13 protein-coding genes are annotated in these 18,999 nt (G+C 52.6%); 11 read left to right on the forward strand and 2 right to left on the reverse strand.

Going from position 1 to position 18,999, the window contains the following annotated elements:
• Positions 1-58 precede the first annotated feature (58 nt).
• The 5 genes from QMO62_RS23705 (at position 59) to QMO62_RS23725 (ending at position 10,475) form a co-directional block, all read left to right on the forward strand.
• On the forward strand, positions 59-838 hold the full coding sequence (locus tag QMO62_RS23705; protein ID WP_284644751.1) for an SDR family NAD(P)-dependent oxidoreductase: 780 nt from the start codon (positions 59-61) through the stop codon (positions 836-838).
• A gap of 183 nt (positions 839-1,021) precedes the next feature.
• Positions 1,022-1,183 carry a hypothetical protein gene (locus QMO62_RS23710; RefSeq protein ID WP_284644752.1) on the forward strand — a complete coding sequence of 54 codons (162 nt, stop codon included), beginning with the start codon at positions 1,022-1,024 and terminating at the stop codon, positions 1,181-1,183.
• A 50-nt stretch (positions 1,184-1,233) separates the two neighbouring features.
• Positions 1,234-2,454, forward strand: a complete 1,221-nt coding sequence (locus QMO62_RS23715) for an S-layer homology domain-containing protein (protein WP_284644753.1) — start codon at positions 1,234-1,236, stop codon at positions 2,452-2,454.
• A gap of 982 nt (positions 2,455-3,436) precedes the next feature.
• The gene (locus QMO62_RS23720; protein ID WP_284644754.1) at positions 3,437-8,737 is read left to right on the forward strand and encodes a CARDB domain-containing protein; all 5,301 of its coding nucleotides are present in this window, start codon (positions 3,437-3,439) and stop codon (positions 8,735-8,737) included.
• A gap of 694 nt (positions 8,738-9,431) precedes the next feature.
• Complete coding sequence (locus QMO62_RS23725) at positions 9,432-10,475, forward strand: glycoside hydrolase family 78 protein (RefSeq protein ID WP_284644755.1); 1,044 nt, start codon at positions 9,432-9,434, stop codon at positions 10,473-10,475.
• A 102-nt stretch (positions 10,476-10,577) separates the two neighbouring features.
• Here QMO62_RS23725 and QMO62_RS23730 read toward each other — a convergent pair whose 3' ends face one another.
• Positions 10,578-10,841: a DUF2573 family protein gene (locus tag QMO62_RS23730; RefSeq protein WP_284644756.1), complete on the reverse strand. Its 264-nt coding sequence runs from the start codon at positions 10,839-10,841 to the stop codon at positions 10,578-10,580.
• Between the two features lie 94 nt (positions 10,842-10,935).
• Here QMO62_RS23730 and QMO62_RS23735 point away from each other — a divergent pair, with 94 nt between their 5' ends.
• From QMO62_RS23735 to QMO62_RS23745, 3 genes are all read left to right on the forward strand, one after another.
• Positions 10,936-11,766, forward strand: a complete 831-nt coding sequence (locus tag QMO62_RS23735; protein ID WP_284644757.1) for an alpha/beta hydrolase family protein — start codon at positions 10,936-10,938, stop codon at positions 11,764-11,766.
• 74 nt (positions 11,767-11,840) lie between these two features.
• Positions 11,841-13,283 carry a DEAD/DEAH box helicase gene (locus QMO62_RS23740; protein WP_284644758.1) on the forward strand — a complete coding sequence of 481 codons (1,443 nt, stop codon included), beginning with the start codon at positions 11,841-11,843 and terminating at the stop codon, positions 13,281-13,283.
• Between the two features lie 68 nt (positions 13,284-13,351).
• Positions 13,352-13,864 (forward strand): hypothetical protein, encoded by a 513-nt coding sequence (locus QMO62_RS23745; protein ID WP_284644759.1) that lies wholly within the window; start codon positions 13,352-13,354, stop codon positions 13,862-13,864.
• Positions 13,865-13,913: 49 nt separating this feature from the next.
• Here the strand turns inward: QMO62_RS23745 and QMO62_RS23750 are convergent, their stop codons facing one another.
• The gene (locus QMO62_RS23750; protein ID WP_284644760.1) at positions 13,914-15,530 is read right to left on the reverse strand and encodes an FAD-dependent oxidoreductase; all 1,617 of its coding nucleotides are present in this window, start codon (positions 15,528-15,530) and stop codon (positions 13,914-13,916) included.
• Between the two features lie 175 nt (positions 15,531-15,705).
• Here QMO62_RS23750 and QMO62_RS23755 point away from each other — a divergent pair, with 175 nt between their 5' ends.
• The 3 genes from QMO62_RS23755 (at position 15,706) to ilvA (ending at position 18,955) form a co-directional block, all read left to right on the forward strand.
• A complete protein-coding gene (locus QMO62_RS23755; protein ID WP_284644761.1) occupies positions 15,706-16,932 on the forward strand; it encodes an S-layer homology domain-containing protein in 1,227 nt (408 codons plus the stop codon).
• A gap of 128 nt (positions 16,933-17,060) precedes the next feature.
• Positions 17,061-17,681 carry a histidine phosphatase family protein gene (locus QMO62_RS23760; RefSeq protein ID WP_284644762.1) on the forward strand — a complete coding sequence of 207 codons (621 nt, stop codon included), beginning with the start codon at positions 17,061-17,063 and terminating at the stop codon, positions 17,679-17,681.
• Positions 17,682-17,695: 14 nt separating this feature from the next.
• Positions 17,696-18,955, forward strand: a complete 1,260-nt coding sequence (ilvA, locus tag QMO62_RS23765) for a threonine ammonia-lyase IlvA (RefSeq protein ID WP_284644763.1) — start codon at positions 17,696-17,698, stop codon at positions 18,953-18,955.
• Positions 18,956-18,999: the final 44 nt, after the last annotated feature.

The following is an 18,999-nucleotide window of genomic DNA, read 5'->3' on the forward strand; positions in this document are numbered from 1 at the left end:
GCGGCTGAGGAAGGGCTCCACTTTTTTTGTTTGCCTTACTCAGGGAGGATGAGCTTACATGAGTTATTTTCATAATAAAATCGCCGTCATTACAGGCGCCTCGAGCGGGATCGGGGCGATCATGGCTCAAATGCTAGCCGAACGCGGCGCGATTCCGGTTCTGATGGCACGTTCCGAATCGAAGCTGGAAGAGGTATCGGCAGGGCTTCGCGGGGAGCATGCGGTTTATCGGCTGGACGTAACGGATACGGACCAAGTAATGGCTGTGATGGATAAGGTGCTGGAGCGTTATGGCCGAATCGATATTTTGATCAATAATGCGGGGTACGGGGTTTTTGACAAGTTCATCGATGCATCGCTGGACGAGATCGAACAAATGATGGATGTGAACTACATGGGTACGGTGCGCTGCACCAAGGCGGTTCTGGGGCGGATGCTGCAGCGTCGATCCGGCCATATCGTTAACATTGCATCCATGGCTGGGAAAATCGGATCTGCCAAATCGACGGGTTATTCCGCTACGAAGCATGCGGTGCTCGGATTTACCAACTGTCTCCGGCAAGAGCTAGTGGGAACGGGGGTAGGACTAACGGCCATCAACCCGGGACCGATCGACACGCCGTTCTTCGACATTGCCGACCCTTCGGGCAACTATGTAAAAAATGTAAAATGGTTCATGCTGAAGCCGGAGAAGGTCGCTGCGAAGGTACTGGAGTCCATTGAGCGGCGGACACCTGAGGTGAATCTGCCTTTGACTGCGGCTGCCGGTGTGAAGCTGTATCAGTTGTTTCCACGGTTGTTCGACAGGATCAGCTATAAGCTGTTAAATAAAAAATAAAAAATATGAGAAAAAACTCACAAAAAAGGATTGTCAAACCAAAGGTCCTAAGTTATAATCTAGGACATTAGGTAATATATGGAATTAAGTCGTTTGATGTCGAAACTGAATCATTATTGATGACGGAAGCACCGCCATGAAACCGAGGGGATCCCCCTTTGTTTTGGTTGCGGTGCTTTTGTTATGAAAAAGGGGAGAGTCGTGATGATGGTTAAGAAAAAGAGAAAAAAATGGATTGCGATGATGATGAAAGCGTTTCGGAGGTTGGCTGCCGGAGTGAATGCTGGCGTTTTGAGAGATTTGGGAGGAGGAGGACTGCAGCGTACGGGCGGATTGTGCCTGTAATAAGGCGGGTATTGACCTGCGGCGGGACTATTTCACTAGGAGAGATGATAATGAGAATGAGAAAGCCATCTATGAAAACCATGCTTGCCTTGACGGCTTCGTTGGTGCTTGTACCACTGATTCATGCTGTGCCCTCTATGGCGGATGAGAATCCCACCGGATTTGCCGACCTGCGGGACCATTGGGCTAAGGATACGGTGGCGAAGGCCATCTCCAAAAAATACGTCGACGGATACAGCGACGGTTCGTTTCGGCCGGAGGATTACGTAAGCACGGCTGAGTTCATTAAAATGGTGGCTGCAGCGACCAAGCTTCCCGTGAACGGCACGGTAGAGGGCAGAGATTGGTATGTTCCGTATGTAAAAGCGGCGATAGAGAAGGGCATTGTGCGAGAGGATTCAATCCATGGGGATACGATCAATAAGCCCATCTCGAGACTTGATATGGCGAAGATTGCTGTAAGGGCAACAGATCCTAGCCTTCAGCAGCCGCAGGTGAACCTTAACGATGAAGGGGCTATGTTCACGGCGGCGACCAAAGGGTTGATTCAGGGCTTGCATAACGGGGATTTGGCCCCGAATGGCAGTACGACCCGAGCGCAATCCGTAACGATCATCGAGCGCATCCTGAGCGTGAATAGCGGGGAGAAGCTGGAGACGGACAAGAAGGCTGTCGCTAATGCGGAGCTGGCTTTTAAGCGGACGAATCTGTTCTCGATGATTCCGGTGTTTGGTGGGAAGCAAGGCCAGACAACTACGTGGACTCCGGACAAACTGGTGTTGGAGACGGAGGATGGGTTGTTCCGAGGTGAGATTGACCAGGTGGTGGCCATTGACATGGCGGATCCTGATGATCCGAATCGGCATATGCTGGGGGATATTAGTGAGCTGCGGTGGTTTGCACCTGCAATTATTGATAACCATCCGTATGTTAAAGATTTTCCAGATAGCTATGTAATACTGGTGAAAAGCCATGTAGATTATGTTAAAGATACTCAAGCTTATAGTGAAAATGGTCGCGTGGGTTTTGCAATTTATGGTTTTGAGAGCCCGGATTATGAGGCTTTTTCCAATGGAGCTTTAAATACGTTAGCGCAGGTCTTTAAAACAAGGCGTGGAGATATGCAAGCATTCATCTTACCTAAAACTGGATTTAATACACGGGAAGATATAGCTATTCAATTGAGCGCTCCATCGAGGCCCCCAGTGGACACATCTACACGGACAATTACCGCAATATGGGTACCCTCAGCAAGTAATAACTCGAAGTAGGGATAAGAACATTCGAATAAATTAGACCCTTAGAGATTAAAGAGGTGAAATATAATTGATCTACTCGCGTAGATCCCATAGGAGAAATATAAGCATCATACTGCTTGTAATAATTATTTCCAATTCCCCTCTAACTCAGTTATTTGGTGAGGCGTTACGAAAAGCATTTGCAGCAACACCAGACTCGATAATCACTCCACTAGGTTTAAGTTATGGAGGAGCCATCATGGTCGGGGATAAGTATTACTCTGCCAGCAGCTATTTGTCCGGGGGAACGATTAGTGTATCAGCACCTACAGGCAAAGTGATCAGCAAAATATTTCATGGGGCTCTGGATATTACACCTCCGGCTGCAATAGGAAGAAACAACTATTCCGGTCTAGTCAACGATATTAACGGAACTATTCGATCCGTAATTTCAGCAAATAATACGAAGGGAACCCAATTGTATTATGCATGGTATCGCTACATTCCGGGGGGATCCCAGGGGCGAAATTGGTATGCTGATGTGGAAAATAAGGACGGGAATATTGTTAGAATTAGCTGCGGGCCGGATCCATTTGGTCCGGCCGTTTATAGAAGAGGGTCTACAACTTCTACCGAATCCATCAATGGTTATACGATGCCGATCCTTCCAGGATGTTCATCCACGGATTTTCCGGAGCTAAAAGCCCTTAGTTTAGCTGGGTGGAAAGAGTTCCCTTATCGCCTCAACGGAGTTGATATACCCGACTCTGCAGTAACGAATGTTAAAGCTACTTCGGCTAGTGTCAATACATCTTTGCCAGAGCCCATCACAGGTCCCGATGGATCTCACTTTGGTTACCCTAGACCTGAGCTGTTTAGTGACATTGAAGTCAAACCTGATCCTAGCAATTCCAGCCAATTCCGAGTTTACTTCCAGCAGAGATTTGATAGCTTTAATCCCAATTACGAATCATCCAAAGAACTCAACAACCCACCAAACGGTGCTAAAGTCATCGTGTACTACGCAGCCTTTGTCATTAACCTCGCCGGGAAAACCTACGAATACGACAACGAGGTTCGAGTCGAATTTGAAACCCCTCCAGCCGGAGCCAACCTTACAGTCAATGACTTAATTGCACCTGCCTGCGTGGGAGTGGACACCCCTGCTAATTTCACCTTCAGCTTCGCCAACACCGGTGGAAGCGACATTACATCACCGTTTCAAGCCAAGGTGGTCATTGACGGGTCAACTTACAGAACGTACAACTACACGGGGTTAACGTCCGGAGATAGTAGAACGGAAACCTTCTCCAAAACATTCGGCAGCACAACGTATTACCAAATCACTATAGTAGTAGATTCCATATCCGGTGAATCGAGCAACTCAGATAACAGCAAAGGCATCTCACTTCAACCGAAGGCCTCCTGCGGTGGCGGAGGAGGTCCTCCGGTTCCGGAAACAATAACAGGCGACTTCACGATAGAAAAAGTAACGATGCCTTATGGGCAGACTAATACAATGTTTCCAGTCGGCGTATCCGTCACAGGAACCAGTGGCAGTACAACGTGTGCGATCAGCCAGTTTGGGTTCATCTTCGAACAGAACGGCGTGGTTCGAGACTATGTAGGAGCGAGGTCTTCGGCAAACACGCAAGGCTTCGCAGGACCTCCTTACCCTGGCGGGATGGGGGAGGGCTCCGTCAATGTCACGATGAAAATTATCACGACATGCGGAACAACCAAAGTGGTCGGACCGAAGAGCTTCACCATCACCATTGCCCCAAACAACAACCCGCCATTCGGTTATCCCGGATGGTTTGCCAGAGGGAATACGAATAACTTTCCGGCTATTGAAGAAGTCGTTGTTGGAAATTTCATCGATCTTGGCATCATTAAGGATCGAATGAAGACGCCACTGGAGCCGTATGACCCGGAAGGAGATGGGTTTTTCCCTACGTGGGATTTTGCGGGAAGCGATGATCCATGGATTCGAAATCTGGCGGATAAACATGTCGGCTATGGCTTTGATGAGCGAGACGAAAGATTTAGCAGCATTAAGGCCGACGTCTTAGGACCCCATACAGTTAAAATGAAACTGACGGATACGCGCGGGGCACAAAGCAGCTGGAGATCGGCAACGATCAATGTAGTCAAGCCGAACCCGATTGCCGTTTGTGATGCACCGGCGGAAATGAAGTCCAACCGACCGCTTGCACCCGCTGCCATCAACGCAGACAAGAGCCGAAGCCCGATGGGACGGGCCATCGATCATTCGATAGACGAGTGGATCAATAAACAACCGACCTACGTGAACAATACGGGCAGCGATATTACAGTTACCGTCACGCTGAACAAGGTCTATGACTCTGCCGGTTTAGCGTCGGAAAACTCGAGCAGCTGCAGCATCATCGTTCACCCGGACGTTCCGCCGATTGCGAGTATTAACGCACCGTCGCTCGGTATTCGCGGCGAGGAATATGACATATTAAATCAGTCCTACAGCCCGGATGGCGATATTTTGACGCAGACGATCTGGTATATGAGATACGATGCCAACAACGACGGGACCTTCTCCGATGTGACGGAGCCATGGACGGAAGTAATGGGTACTCTGTCCAGGTATGTATTCAAGCCGACAAAAGTAGGAAAATACAAATTTAAGCTTCGCGCCATTGAAGATTACGGTGCCTATGCCGAAGCGGAATCCGGCATCATGGACGTCATTAACCAGCCTCCTGAGGTATCCTTCGATTTGTCGGGCAATAGTCCGAATCCAGACCCTAACCCGCCGCGGGCGTACCGAGCCTCCGATATTATGCGGACATGGCAGCTCTTTGCATCCAATACGAATCAAGCGTTAAGCAGAACGCCGACCTACAATTGGCAAAATGAGAGCGAGGCATTACAGTCCGGAGCCGGCAAAGGGAAGGAGATTCAATACCACTATTGGAACATGATCTCAACCCCTGCCGGGTTTGCTGGAGCGACTCCGTATAGTTCGCCGTTTAACGATAACGGCTTTGGCAAGAACGGGGTTTCCGTGTATAAAGCCATGACGGCCCCGAATCCGGATTACTCTCAGCCCTTGCTGGTCCCGGATTCGAGCGGTCAGCCTATAGGGCTTGTTTCGGGCGATACCAAAATAGAAACGGATAAAACCCACCTCTATTTTCAAATACAAGGACGGTTCTATGCCCTAAACAAAAACAAAATAGGCCGTTACAAGCTGGAGCTTGTTTGGTCCGAAACCTGCAGCGGATGTTTCCCTAACGGACAGTATGTTCACAAGTGGCTGGATGGAAGTCCCTACGATTACATTTTGTCTTACCAAAACATTCCTTTGACGATTTTTACTACGGGCGAGTCTATCGACAATAATTCATTGAGATTTGTTTTTGCTGAAAAGACGGTGTATTTGATTTTTAAGAAAAAGAAGTTGATTTCGGAAGAAGTAAGTGAAGATGGTGAAGTATACAGAACATACCAAGATAGTCTCATGGCTTGCACTTATAAGGCATTGGATGGGTCTTTGATTGGCTGCTTTGAAGCCCCGGGTACAACGAGTTACAATATCGTCGCAAAAGACATTGTAGCCAAAGAAGACCATGTCGTCTTCTTTTACGATAGTGATGGGTATTATTCGAACAATGGGTACTTTGGGAATCATTTCTACGAAATTGATCAGTACGGTAACGTGGTAAAAACAGGGGACATCTCCGGAAATAATCCGTGGGTGCCCGTCACCTATGAGGCCAAGTATGTACAATGGCCTTATACCGATAGACCGTTAGGCTACAACCCTCCGAAGTATGTGGACACGCAGTGCAGATTCTACCAAACGCCAACGCGATATAAGGACCGGGACGGCAATTCGTACTTTTACGAGGAGAAGCAGTGCCTTACACCCGAAGGCAGTACGATGAAGGGTTATACGGAATTCAACATGAGGGCTTATCCGGAGCTGGCGCTGGGGATTTACGTAGCCAAGTACGATAAGGATTACAAATTAGTGTGGAGAGCCAGGACCGGCGGCAATTCCTTATCTTTCAGCGCTGCTTATACGTACGACTGGCAGGAAAACATCAATACGATGATTGTGAATCCGTTAAACAATACGATCGTCAGTAAAACGCTCTATACCGTCGGCGGCTATTGGGGTGACAGCAGAACGATCGTCAACAACACGATTGATATGACAACGGGAGCAGTTGGGGGCTGGGGGGGACCGGTAGTTTCCGGGATGTCTACTACCATGCACGTGGACGGTGCCGGTAATTATGTTTCCGGGACGTGTCCATCCAATATCTATAACCAGTGTGCCGATCACAGCAGAGGCGGAGGCAGGATTCTTTCCGGAGCGGTCGGGTTTGCGTCCAGTGCGGTGGAAACCGTCAATACCAAAGGGTTAGCCGAGTATATGGGCGATGGGCTGCTCGTGAGCGCCTGGATGCATTATAGCTGGGTAACCGGTTATGCAAGTCCGCCATATGGCCCGACGGTATACTGGATTGATAAGGGACCTGTTGCGGAGGCGGCGGCAGTTACGCCTAGATATCAATACGGGCAATTCTTGTCCGGGGAAGCGGCCGCAGATGCGGAACTGATGTTTACCTTTAAAGCCGAGCAGAACAAAATCGATACCGAGTTATTCGGCTATTCGTTCCGTGCCCAGGATGGCATGAACCGTTATGCTATAGAATTTGACGGGGCCAACGTGTTTCTTTCCAAATATATAAACAAAGCCAGGACGGTGATCGCTTCATCATCTTATAACATTCAGGACGGCAAGAGCTACAATGTAAAAATCAGGACCGTAGGCAGCACGATAAATGTTTGGCTTAATAAGGTAAACTACTTTGCTGATGTGGTGGATGAACAATTTCCTTTCAACGGCAGGTTCGGACCGTTCACGGATAAATCGTTCGTGACGTTCAGTGCTATGAGTATGAAGCCTTATGCGGAGACCGATCTATGGAATGCCGACTACGCTATTCTGGACGAGCAAACAGGACTGGCAGAGCTGAAATACGATAATGTTACATTCGATGATCCCGAGTCGGATCCGATGGCCGGTTCGTTTACGTGGAGCTATGTGCACACACCGATGTTTCTTAACAATGGAGGCGTATCTCCATTAAGCGGCCGGAGCTACGCATCAGGGATGCCGACCTTCGACAGGGTGGGACAATGGGATGTCGCTTTAAAAGCAAAGGATGATCCGTATCCTTCTCCGGAGTATAAGTATCCGAATATGGCCTTCGACGCTTACAGGAAAAATTCGAACACATTTAAAAAAAGCATTATTGTACACCGAAGGCCTGTAGCTGTATTCAGCGCCGTTATGAACACGGATGGCACGGTAAGCTGGACCGATACCTCTTACGACCCAGATCGTTATCATGTTCCCACGGGTCAAATTGAGCCGGGTTATGAACTGAGCCGAGGGATTGTAGAAAGAAGATATTGGTACATTGCGCCGGACGGAACGATATCCGATACGAAGCTGGATAGGGTCGTGGATTCCGGAACGTACACGATCGGGCTGCAGGTGAGAGATGAATTCGGAGCCTGGTCTTGGCCGGAGACGGCGACCATCGATGTAGGTCTCAAGCCGAATCATCCTCCTAGGGTCGTTCTGATGTTCCCTACAGGATCGAAGGATACGCCGGACTTTTTGCCTGTTGGTACCTCTCCGACTATCACGTGGAATCAGACGGATATTGACCCGGATACGACGTTTACGGCTTACGAGGTGTATGTCGGCCAAATCGGAAGGGATTGGTGGGGAAAGGAGTACGAAAGCCCGATTGGCCCAGGTGTGAAGACCTTCAGCACCAAGGCGGAGACCTATAGTTATCTGGCAACCTTTACCGGAAACGCGACCTTGAAATATCACATTAAAGTCAGGGTCAAGGATGAAACCATGTGGTCTTCCTGGTCGAATAGCGGATATTTAGGCAGCCGCAGACCTCCTGTCGTTCAACTGACTTTCCCAAGCGGAACCTACGAGAATCCGACGCCGGTAGCGGATTTGCGTCCTACCATCACATGGAATCAAAAGGATGAAGATACCGGACGCATATCATATCAGCAAATTCGGGTTTGGACCGAGGACGGTACCGTGGTGGCAAGTGCGGACATCAGCGTCCCGGTTGCCGATAGAACGAAGTTGAGCGGCAGTTGGACGATGAATGTGGATGCCCCGCGTGCTTCGAAGTTGAAGGTTCAGCTCAGGGTAATGAATGAAAGCTCCGTATGGTCGGAATGGTCCAATATTGGTTGGATGGTGCGTGTTGTTCCTGTACAATCTGCGTAGAAATACGCAGCAAAAGCAGGGGGTTCTCCTGAACCTAACTCTATACGGAATAATTGGGTGAAACTCCCGATGTGTTAGAAAACTGGCTAACACTCCCTAATCTCCGATATGCATAACCGGACACCTCCGTTTATGTATAAAGCTCGGTAAAGTCGGCGAAAACGTGACCTGAGAAGCGGTTAAGGAAGTAGTCGGGGGGCTATAAAGTGACTATGCTGAGAATGACTGTCCAAGATAGTCTGACGAACCTTCGAAGGGAAGGCTCGTAACCAAGAGGCAATCGAATCAAGAAGAATGCCGCTCCCGTTAAGGGAGTGTTACCGAGGGTAAACTGTTCATCCATGGAATACCTTCACGCATCCTATTAAGGATGTTAAGTTCCGAGTCCTCCAGTTGCGGACGAAAGAATGGTAACCGGGTCATAGAAGGCAGCTAAGGTCACATGGAAAGCTAACGTATAGGGAACAGCAGAACCACAGCGGGAAGTGGAAAGGGCGGGTGTACCCGATATTCCTAAGCAAGGAGGAAATGCCTGCTGAAGCTGTGGGGCAGCAGCCCGTAGTAGTCCGGGAATGGGAAAGCCATTCACATGGCGAAGGGGCAAAGTCTAAGCGTTCATCTTGCTTAGATGGAACGCCGTATGCGATGAAAAGTCGCACGTACGGTGTGAAGAAGGGGAAAAGGAAACCCTAACGTGAAGTCGAGGCGGATCCTTACCTATTTCTATAGTACGAACCAAGCGCCGACAGTGGCGATGTCCTGGCCGTGGAGCACCTCGGCCGCAAGTCCTAATGTAACGAATGAGCAGCGCCCTACGCTAAGCTGGGTGCAGAATGATCCTGATCCGGGGGCGGTATTCGAGTGGTTCCAGCTCCAGATTACGGAGCAGGGAGGAGCCGTTGTGCTTGATACGGAAGTGCTGCAGATGAGTACCTCGATGAATGAGGCCAGCTGGACGGTACCCCGTGACCTTCCGTTAGGAAAGCCGCTTGCCGTAAGAGTTCAAGTATGGGATCAGTACGGGGCTGGGTCAGGGTGGTCCGAATCCACCTGGTTGTACGTGAACCGGGCACCTGTTGCGGCCTTCGACTGGGTGCCCAAGCCGGCTTACGAGGGGGATGAGGTGCAGCTCGCGAACCGGTCTACGGATCCGGACGGAGATGCGTTGCAAGCGGTATGGCGAATCGTCGGCCCCGCATATGATGAGACCGGTGCCGGATGGAATGCCGTTATTCCGGCGGTACGAACCGATGGACGTCCGGGGGACTGGGTAGTAACATTAACCGTAACGGATGTTCACGGCTTAACCGGAACCGTGACGCAGATTGTCTCTATTGGCGATTTGACGCTGCAGGGCTTCGTTAAACATACGGAGCGCTGGGAAGAGAACCGGCGGAAGTACAATTTGCGTCAGACAGGAGATGCGGAGCTGCCGCGGACAGCAGACAAGTTCTGGGCAGGAGAGTCCTTTGTGCTGCAGGCGGCGACAAATCAGCCGGCATCCGGAGTGGAAGCACGGATGTCGCACCTGGAGCTACTCTCAACGCTTGCAGGGGATGGAGGTAAGACCGGTTGGAGCAGCTCCCTGTACCGGGATGATTTCGAGCTGCTCCCAGACGGTCCGTATACATTTATGTTTACTGCGCGCTTCCCTAACGGGCACATCGAGACCGCCGCGGTTATCGTTCATATCCAAGGAGCTTGGACGGAATACACAAGCAGTGTCCGCAAAGAATAAATGAAAGCCTGGACGACCGGCGCGATACTTTGGCCGGCGTTCAGGCTTTATTTTGCAATTGCATGTGCAGTGCAGTAAGCTTAAGTACGGTAAGGGTTCACCTTACGTTTCCTGCTGCTCCTGGTTCTTTTCCTTCAGCTTCAGGTTCAGGTCGCGCACCTCTTCGTAGAGCTTGCGGATCGTCACCTTCGCTTCAGGATGGGACTGGTTCCAATGGCTGGCAAGAGCCGGCATCGTTTTGTGAATGTGGTTGTAGATAGCCCATATCTTGATCTTCTCCACCATTTCTTTGGAGTCGTCACCGGTCAGCAGCTCGGAGAACTTGGCTACCAGCCCCTCAAACTCGTCGTCGAACAGAACGTTCATAGAAAATCCACCTTTCCGGTCATAATATACCAGAACAGTGTAACGTGGAAACGGATCGTGTGTCAAAACCATCTCGCATCAGGGGGGATACCTTTTGGCTGTAGATACAAATGCAAGCACTTGCACTTTACCGAACGGCGCTCTCGTCGAGAGAGAGCCGCTGCGCAGCTTAACGAAGAACATTTCGCTATATTTGCTTACTTATATTAGTCAGGGCTTGCGGGTGAAGGGGTATTTGGCCGTCCCCGATCTGGCGGTTCCGGCCCCGGGCTTGATCTACTGCCGCGGCGGAATTCGCAAGGTGGGGATGGTGCGCAAGCGCCGCATCATGTCCATGGCGAAGCGGGGGTTTGTTGTGTTTGCACCCTTTTACCGCGGGAATGAAGGCGGGGAGGGGCGGGAGGACTTCGGCGGAGAGGACCGCTTCGATGTATGTCATGCCGTCTCCTTAGTCCAGCAGCTTCCTGAGGTCTTACCGGGGAAGGTACCTCTCATCGGTTTTTCCCGAGGCGCCTTGATGGCGATGCTGGCTGCGAAGGAGTGCCCGGAAGCCGGACCGGTAGTGGTCTGGGGAGGGGTAAGCAATCTTTTCGATACCTACGAGGAACGGGTGGACTTAAGGCGGATGCTGAAGCGGGTCGTCGGTCATCCTCGGAAGGAGGCCGAGGCTTACGAGCAGCGATCACCGGTGTACTGGATCGACCGGATTCAGGTGCCGATTATGATCGTTCACGGAACTAGCGACGATCAGGTAAGCGTGGAGCAGTCGCGCAGGCTGGCGCTCAAGCTGGAGGAAGCGGGCAAGGATTACACGATGGAGCTGTATGACGGGCTGCCGCACCGTTTTCCCAAGGAGGAGGATGAGCGTGCGCTCGATGCGGTGTTCGCATGGATCACAAGGAAGCTGGAGGAAATGAAGGCATAGGCGGGGTCGATGGCGGCTCCGCCTTGCTTTTGGTATACTATGGGAAGGCCATATGAAGGGGGCAAGCAGGTTTGATGAATACAGGATTTGCTGCGTTACAAATTGATACGCATTATATAAAGAAGCTGCAGGAGATGGGGATTACAGAGCCTTCGCCGATTCAGGCGGACGCGATTCCTATCATCCTTGAGGGGCGGGACGTCGTAGGTCAATCGCAAACAGGCTCGGGGAAAACGCTGGCCTACGCCCTTCCGGTGCTGCATAAAATAAATCCGGAGCTGCGCGATGTCCAAGCTATCATCCTTGTTCCCACGCGGGAGCTCGGCATGCAGATTGTTGACACTCTCGATAAGCTGACGCAGGGGACGAATATCAGAGTGCAGCAGCTGATTGGCGGAGCCTCGATCGATCGCCAGATTGACAAGCTCCGGTTGAAGCCGCAGATCGTGGTCGGAACACCGGGACGCGTGCAGGAGCTGCTCAAGCTGAGGAAGCTGAAGCTGCACGCGGCACGGATGGTTGTGGTGGACGAGGTCGACCAGGTGTTCGACCTCGGTTCGATGCAGGAGGTAGAGAGCGTATTCCGCAGCATGCTTCGCGATAAGCAGATGCTGTTCTTCTCGGCCACGTTCCCGGACCCGATCCGGGCGGTCATCGACCGCTGGATGCGAGAGCCGGCCCATGTGCAGGTGAATCCGGCACAGCGCACCTCGGAGACGCTGGAGCATCTGTACTTCGTGAGCGAGGAGCGGAATAAGGTCGATACGCTTCGTCGTCTGGTTCGCCTGTATAATCCGAAGGCTGCGATCGTATTCGTGAACGACACGGAAGACGTGGGCGAGGTGCTGGCGAAGCTGCAGTATGCGGGACTATCGATCGAAGCGTTGTACGGCGATTCGTTCAAGCAGGATCGCGCCAAGGCGATGCAAGCGTTCCGGGCGGGCCGGTTCCAGCTGCTGCTGGCTACCGATGTCGCTGCGCGCGGTCTGGATCTGCCGCAGGTAACGCACGTCATTAACTTCGATCCGCCGATCGATGAGGATCATTATGTTCACCGCGTAGGGCGCACGGGTCGCATGGGGAAGCAGGGTACGGCCGTTACGATCGTTACGCCGCGGGAGCGCTTCATCATAACGAAGTTCGAGAAAAAGCTCGGGATCAAGATCGAAGAGAAGACGATGTACCAAGGGAAGGTACTGGAGCCTGGTCAGCTGCGTTCGGACGGGCGAGGCGTGAAAAAGCTGGCGGAACGGCGTGTGCCCGGAGAGGCAAGGGAAGCAGGCGTCACCCGGCCGGAGCGTCCTGCTGCTGCCCGCAGCGGCGCGGAGAAGGCGGCAGTTCACGGGCGGACGCAGCCGGCGGGAGGTAAACAAGCGCCGGCAGCTAAGGCCGCAGGCAAATCGCCTGTCGCCCCGAAAGCCGCTCCCCCGGCAGCAAGGAAGCACGAGCGAGAGCGCGACCGCAAGAACAAAGGAGCACCGCGCTGGCTGAAGGAGAAGCAGAACAAGCAGCAATAAGGGAACGGAAGCTCGGGGGAGGGATTCCGCTGAAGACGCTGGGGAAAGGGCTTATTGCAGTTGTTGTCATGTGCGTCATGCTCACGGCAGTGGTACTATGGTATGTAAGACCGGAACAGGAGCTGGATCTGGCGTTCGCACAGCTAAAGCTGGAGGATCAGGCCGCGGAAATGCTGCGTACTCGCAAGCTGGAGGTTGTTCTGTCCGAAGCGGAGATCAACGACCTCCTGAAGGAGCAGCTTGCCCAGAAGCAGCTCTCGTCCGCAGGTCCTCCGCCTAAGGGCCGGATCACAGGGGCAAGCTTCTCATTGCAAGGGAATAAGCTTATTGCCGATGTAAATGTGCTGGTGCGGGAGCAGTGGAAGGTAGGGGCTAAGCTTCAGTTCCGCCTGGAGTGGCAGGATCCGTACCTGGTTGCAACCCATACGGATACGCATATCAAGGCGTTGAACATACCGCTTAGCTGGTATGAGGTCAAGCCCTTGAAGCTGGCCGTGAACGAGAAGCTTCCGAAGCTGATTGCCGTACGGAACGTACAGTTCCAAGAGAAGCAGGTAAACATCAGCTTTCGGCTGAGATAAGTGAAAAGCCCACCTTGACTTCGTCACACAAGTCAGGTGGGCTTTCTGCTTATTTTCGCTTGTTCACATACTGCGGATAAACGATCTCGCCGGTGTCCAGCTTGGCGATTTCATCCGCCGTCCAGCCGGCGATCTTGTTCTGGCCGGTAACGCCGGTCAGCTTGATGTTGTATTTCGTCGCCAGATAGCTGTGCAGCGCAGGCATATCTCCTTCAGCAAGCTCGCGCAGATGCTTCTTGCCTTGAATTTGCCCGAGAATGATGCCGATCGATTCCGCCGCAAGGCTGGTATTCGGCTGAATCCGGGCACTGCCGAAAGCGATCGCGGAGGAGCCGACGTTCTTGCCGGCCATCAGAACGTTATCGTAGTTCTTCAGCAGGAAGCTGCGCAGCGGCATGCCGTATTTGTCCGGCCGGCCCATCTCGATGCCCCACTTGTTGCTGCTGATGCCCTGCAGGTCGAGCGGATAACCGCCGATGCTCACGTTATCCCAGAACATCTTCGCTCCCAGCATGTCCGACGGCTTCAGCACGTAATCCGTCTCATAGTGGTTGTACTCGCGGATGTACAGATGATTCGGGATGCCGTTCATCTCCGCGCGCTCCCAGCCGACGATATTTTTCTTGAAGTGTTCGAGAATCAGCGGAATTTCCTTCTTGCTGAGCTCTATCGCTTCCTTCACCGACTGCTCATTGGCCGGATCGACGGTATAGATCAGAAAAGCATTGATCAACACCTCGCCATCCCGCTGGTGAACGGCATTCAAGCCCCGCAGGAATACCCGCTCATTGGTCGGTTTATACTTGTTAGTCACGCCCGTCAGCCCGATAATGAAGCTTTCGTTGACGGTGCCGCCGCCGTATTTGGTTCGGCGCTCCTCCGGCGTCATGGCGTTCCAGCTCTGCAGGAACTTGCTCCAGTCCACATTCTTGAACTTCAGCATCATGCCTGCGCTCATGTATTCAATCTGCTGCTGCCCGTAGAACTGCTCCAGTCCCGGGAGCCGTTTCACCTTGAGCTTGCTCGCGAAGGCGGCATAGTCGGTATTTTCGACCCAATAGGAGGCGGTAATCCGTTTCTTCTGACCGTCCTTGCCGGTGTAGGTTACGCTTTCCACCGCATCCGTTCCGAACTTCCCGGCAATCTGCTTCACTTCGTCAATCTTGATGCCCAATTCCACCGGAATGTCTTTTTTCAGCTTGTCAAAATAGGACACGAACTCCGGAAGCTTGCGAATCTTGCCGTTACGGAAGCCGTCGAACAGCTCCTTCGCCCGTCCTTGGACGAGCAGACGTCCCTGGGCATCCCTTGTTTCGTCGAGGAAGAGCATCTCGCCTTGCAGCACTTGGCCGCCGAAGGCTTCACGCGTGTCCAGCACCTTCACCTTCAAGCCTTCATCCGCAGCCGCCCGAGCAAGGTACAGTCCCTCCAGCTCGCTGCCGAAGACGACCACGTCTACCTTCTCCGCCGGAATTACCGGCTCTGCAGGCTTCGGCTCCTGGGGCTTCGAATCCGCCGGTTTGATCGGCTCCGGGCTTGAGGAGGGAGAAGCGGTCTGAGAAGGGGACCCGCCGGACCCTAGCTGCATGGAGGAATATACTGCCGCCAGTGCGACCAAAGCCAGCACGGCCAGACCGATCGTCAGCTTTTTCCGATTACCTGTCATACCTGTTCTCCTTTAGCGTAAACATTTTTTTCTTCTGCTAGTCTACCATGTTTGCCAGACCCCCACAAACATTTTCCAGCAGGCGAATGCTGTAGCAAGCAAGAACCCTTCGCGAAGGTTCGACATCATCCTCTACACAACTAACCCTAATACACGGAACAAAGGAGAATGACTAATGAACAGCATTTTCAAAAAAACCATCGTATCCGGATTGACACTCGCCATGGTGCTTGGTGGAGGCGCAGCCGCTTTCGCTGACGGCAAAGGGAAGGACAACAACAAAGACCGCGGCAAATCGGAAGCGAAGTGGGAAAGCAAGGGGAAGGATCTTCACGTTAACTTTAAGCTTTCGTTCGACGACATCCGCGGCGGTGACGTAGAGTGGGCTGCAAGATACATAGCCAGCTTGGCCTCCAAGCAGGTGTTCGAGGGCTACGAGGATGGAACGTTCCAGCCGCGTAAAACGATCTCCCGTATTGAGGCGATTACGGCAGCGGTTCGTCTGATGGGATTGCGCGAGCAAGCGGAATCCGAAGCGGCCAAAGCGACGGATCTGAACTTCTCCGACGAGGATAAGCTGAGATCGAAGTATCCATGGGCTGTCGGTTATGTTGCCGTTGCGGTGCAGAACGACTTGTTCAACGAAACCGATGCGGCTGTTCAGCCTGAGAAGGAAGCGGATCGCTTATGGGCAACTACGCTGCTCGTCAAAGCGATGAAGCTGGAAGCCGAGGCGAAAGCTAAGATGAATACGAAGCTGAACTTCAAGGACGCCGGCAAAATTCCGGCAGGCTCCGTAGGTTATGTCGCCGTAGCGCTGGAGCGCAAGCTGATCGACGGCTACGAGGACAACACGTTCCGCCCGAACCAGCCGGTAACACGCGCAGAGCTTGCTGCCTTGCTCGATCGTACAGGAACGCAATTGCCGGACAACGCTTCCCTTCGCGGAACGGTTACGGCTACCGTATACAATAACAACCTCTTAACGATCCGCACACAGAAGCAGGATAGCCTGAATGTTGAGCTGGATCCGAACGCTTTCATTTTCCGCAGCGGTGCCAAAGTGGACGCTTCCGCTCTTCAGCCTGGGGATGAAGTGCTGATCCGCACCTATAACAGCAAAGCCATCTACGTCGAGGTGACGAAGCTGGCTACGGAGCAGACGCGTGTCGATTTCGCGGTAACAGGACGATTCTCCGCGCTTCCGCTGCTGAATGCCCAGGGCGAGATTGCACAGGTAACGGTCACACAGGACTTGTCCGGCGGCGGTACGTCGACGCAAACCTACAACGTGTCTCCTAACCTGAAGGTGGAAGGGAACACAGCGCAGCTGCTGGTGCTGAACCAGCCTGTAGAAATCAAAGGTCAGAACGGTCTTGTACACACCATTATCATCCGATAAGAAACCATAGAGAAAAAGGTTAGAGTTTCCCAAGAGAGCAGTCCTCATATTAGCCGTCCGGCTAAGTGGGGACTGTTTTCACGTTTTGTGGTAAAATGAAAAAATTAGCGCCCGGGGGGAACAGGAAGATGACACGTTTTTATTTGATCAGACACGGAGAAACCGAATGGAACGCGGGACAGCAGCGTTACAGCGGGCGGACCGACATTGAGCTTTCGGAGCATGGAAGGCAGCAGGCAATTCAGGCGGCGGAGCTGCTGAAGGAGGCGCGTTACAACCGCGTTATTGCCTCTACCTTGACAAGAGCCAAGCAGACCGCTGAGCCCATTGCCGCCATTCACGGATTGAAAATGCAGACGGACGAGCGGCTCGTCGAAGCGGATTTCGGACAATGGGAGGGCTTGTACGCCCATGTCATTCATAAGGAGTATGCCGACCAGTGGCAGGCGTGGGTTGCCGATCCGTCCGATGTACGTGCGGGGGGCACAGGCGAGACCAGGGCCGAGATTGCAGACCGGATGACTCGGTTCCTGCAAGAAGCGGCAGTAGAATATGCAGAGGAGCGGATCGTTGTAGTCAGCCACTCGACCGCCATTCGTTTGACGGTGGCGTCGATTTTGGGGATGCCGCTGCATCATTTTCGCCGATTAAACCTGAATAACACGGGCATTACCATTATAGATGCCGGCAGCAAGGGCGGATTTACCGTCGTGCAGTTTAACGGGGGGCTCACGGAGCTGTACCGATAAGAGAGGGGATAACCATGGGAACCCATGAACGCAGTATCAAGCTGGAGGACATCATTGTAGCGGGGCATGTGCTGAAGGATGTCGTGCACCATACGCCGCTTCAGAGAAATTTTATTCTTTCGGAAAAATACGGCTGTAACGTCTATTTAAAGCGCGAGGACCTGCAGGTCGTGCGCTCTTTCAAAATCCGTGGAGCCTATAACCGCATCCGCAGCCTGTCGGAGGACAAGCTGGCGAAGGGCGTTGTCTGCGCCAGTGCGGGCAATCATGCGCAGGGGGTAGCTTATTCCTGCAAGGCGATGCAGATTCCGGGCAAAATCTTCATGCCGGCAACGACGCCAAGGCAAAAGATCTCTCAAGTGAAGCTGTTCGGCGGTTCCTTCGTCGAGGTGATTCTGACGGGGGATACGTTCGACGATTCCCTGCGGGAAGCGCTGGCCTACGGAGAGCGGGAAGGGATGGCGTTCATTCATCCGTTCGACGATCCCCACGTCATTGCAGGCCAAGGGACCGTAGGCATGGAGCTGCTGCATGACATGAAGGAGCCTGTCGACTACGTCTTCACGGGGATCGGAGGAGGCGGGTTGGCCGCAGGGCTTGGGACGTATATCAAGAGCATTAGCCCGGATACGAAGGTAATCGGGGTTGAGGCAACGGGAGCGCCTTCCATGCAGCAATCGATGGAGCTCGGCGAGATTGTCACGCTGGGAGAAATCGATAAGTTCGTGGACGGCACCGCCGTGAAACGAGTAGGTGAGCTTACTTATGATCTATGCCGCGAGGTGATCGACGATTTCCTGGTCGTGCCTGAAGGCAAGGTATGTACGACGATCCTCGAGCTGTACAACGAGAATGCGATCGTGGCGGAGCCGGCAGGCGCGCTGACGGTGGCGGCGCTTGATTTTTACCGGGAGCATATTAAAGGAAAGAACGTCGTCTGCGTCATCAGCGGAGGCAATAACGATATCGACCGGATGCAGGAAATCAAGGAGCGGTCGCTGATCTACGAAGGCTTGAAGCATTACTTTATCGTCAACTTTCCGCAGCGGGCAGGGGCATTGCGGGAATTTCTGGACGGCGTGCTCGGTCCGAACGACGACATCACGCGATTCGAATATACGAAAAAGACAAGCAAGGAAAACGGGCCGGCGCTTGTAGGGATCGAGCTGAAGAGCAAGGAAGACTACGGCCCGCTCATTGAGCGGATGGAAGCGAAGGGCTTTCGTTACGAAGAGCTCAACAAAAACGTCGGTTTGTTTAACTTGTTGGTATAAGGCTTTCGCAAATAAGGGTTGTGCAAGGGCAAGGATCGTGTTAT

Source organism: Paenibacillus silviterrae, from assembly GCF_030167925.1.
GTDB lineage: Bacteria > Bacillota > Bacilli > Paenibacillales > NBRC-103111 > Paenibacillus_G > Paenibacillus_G silviterrae.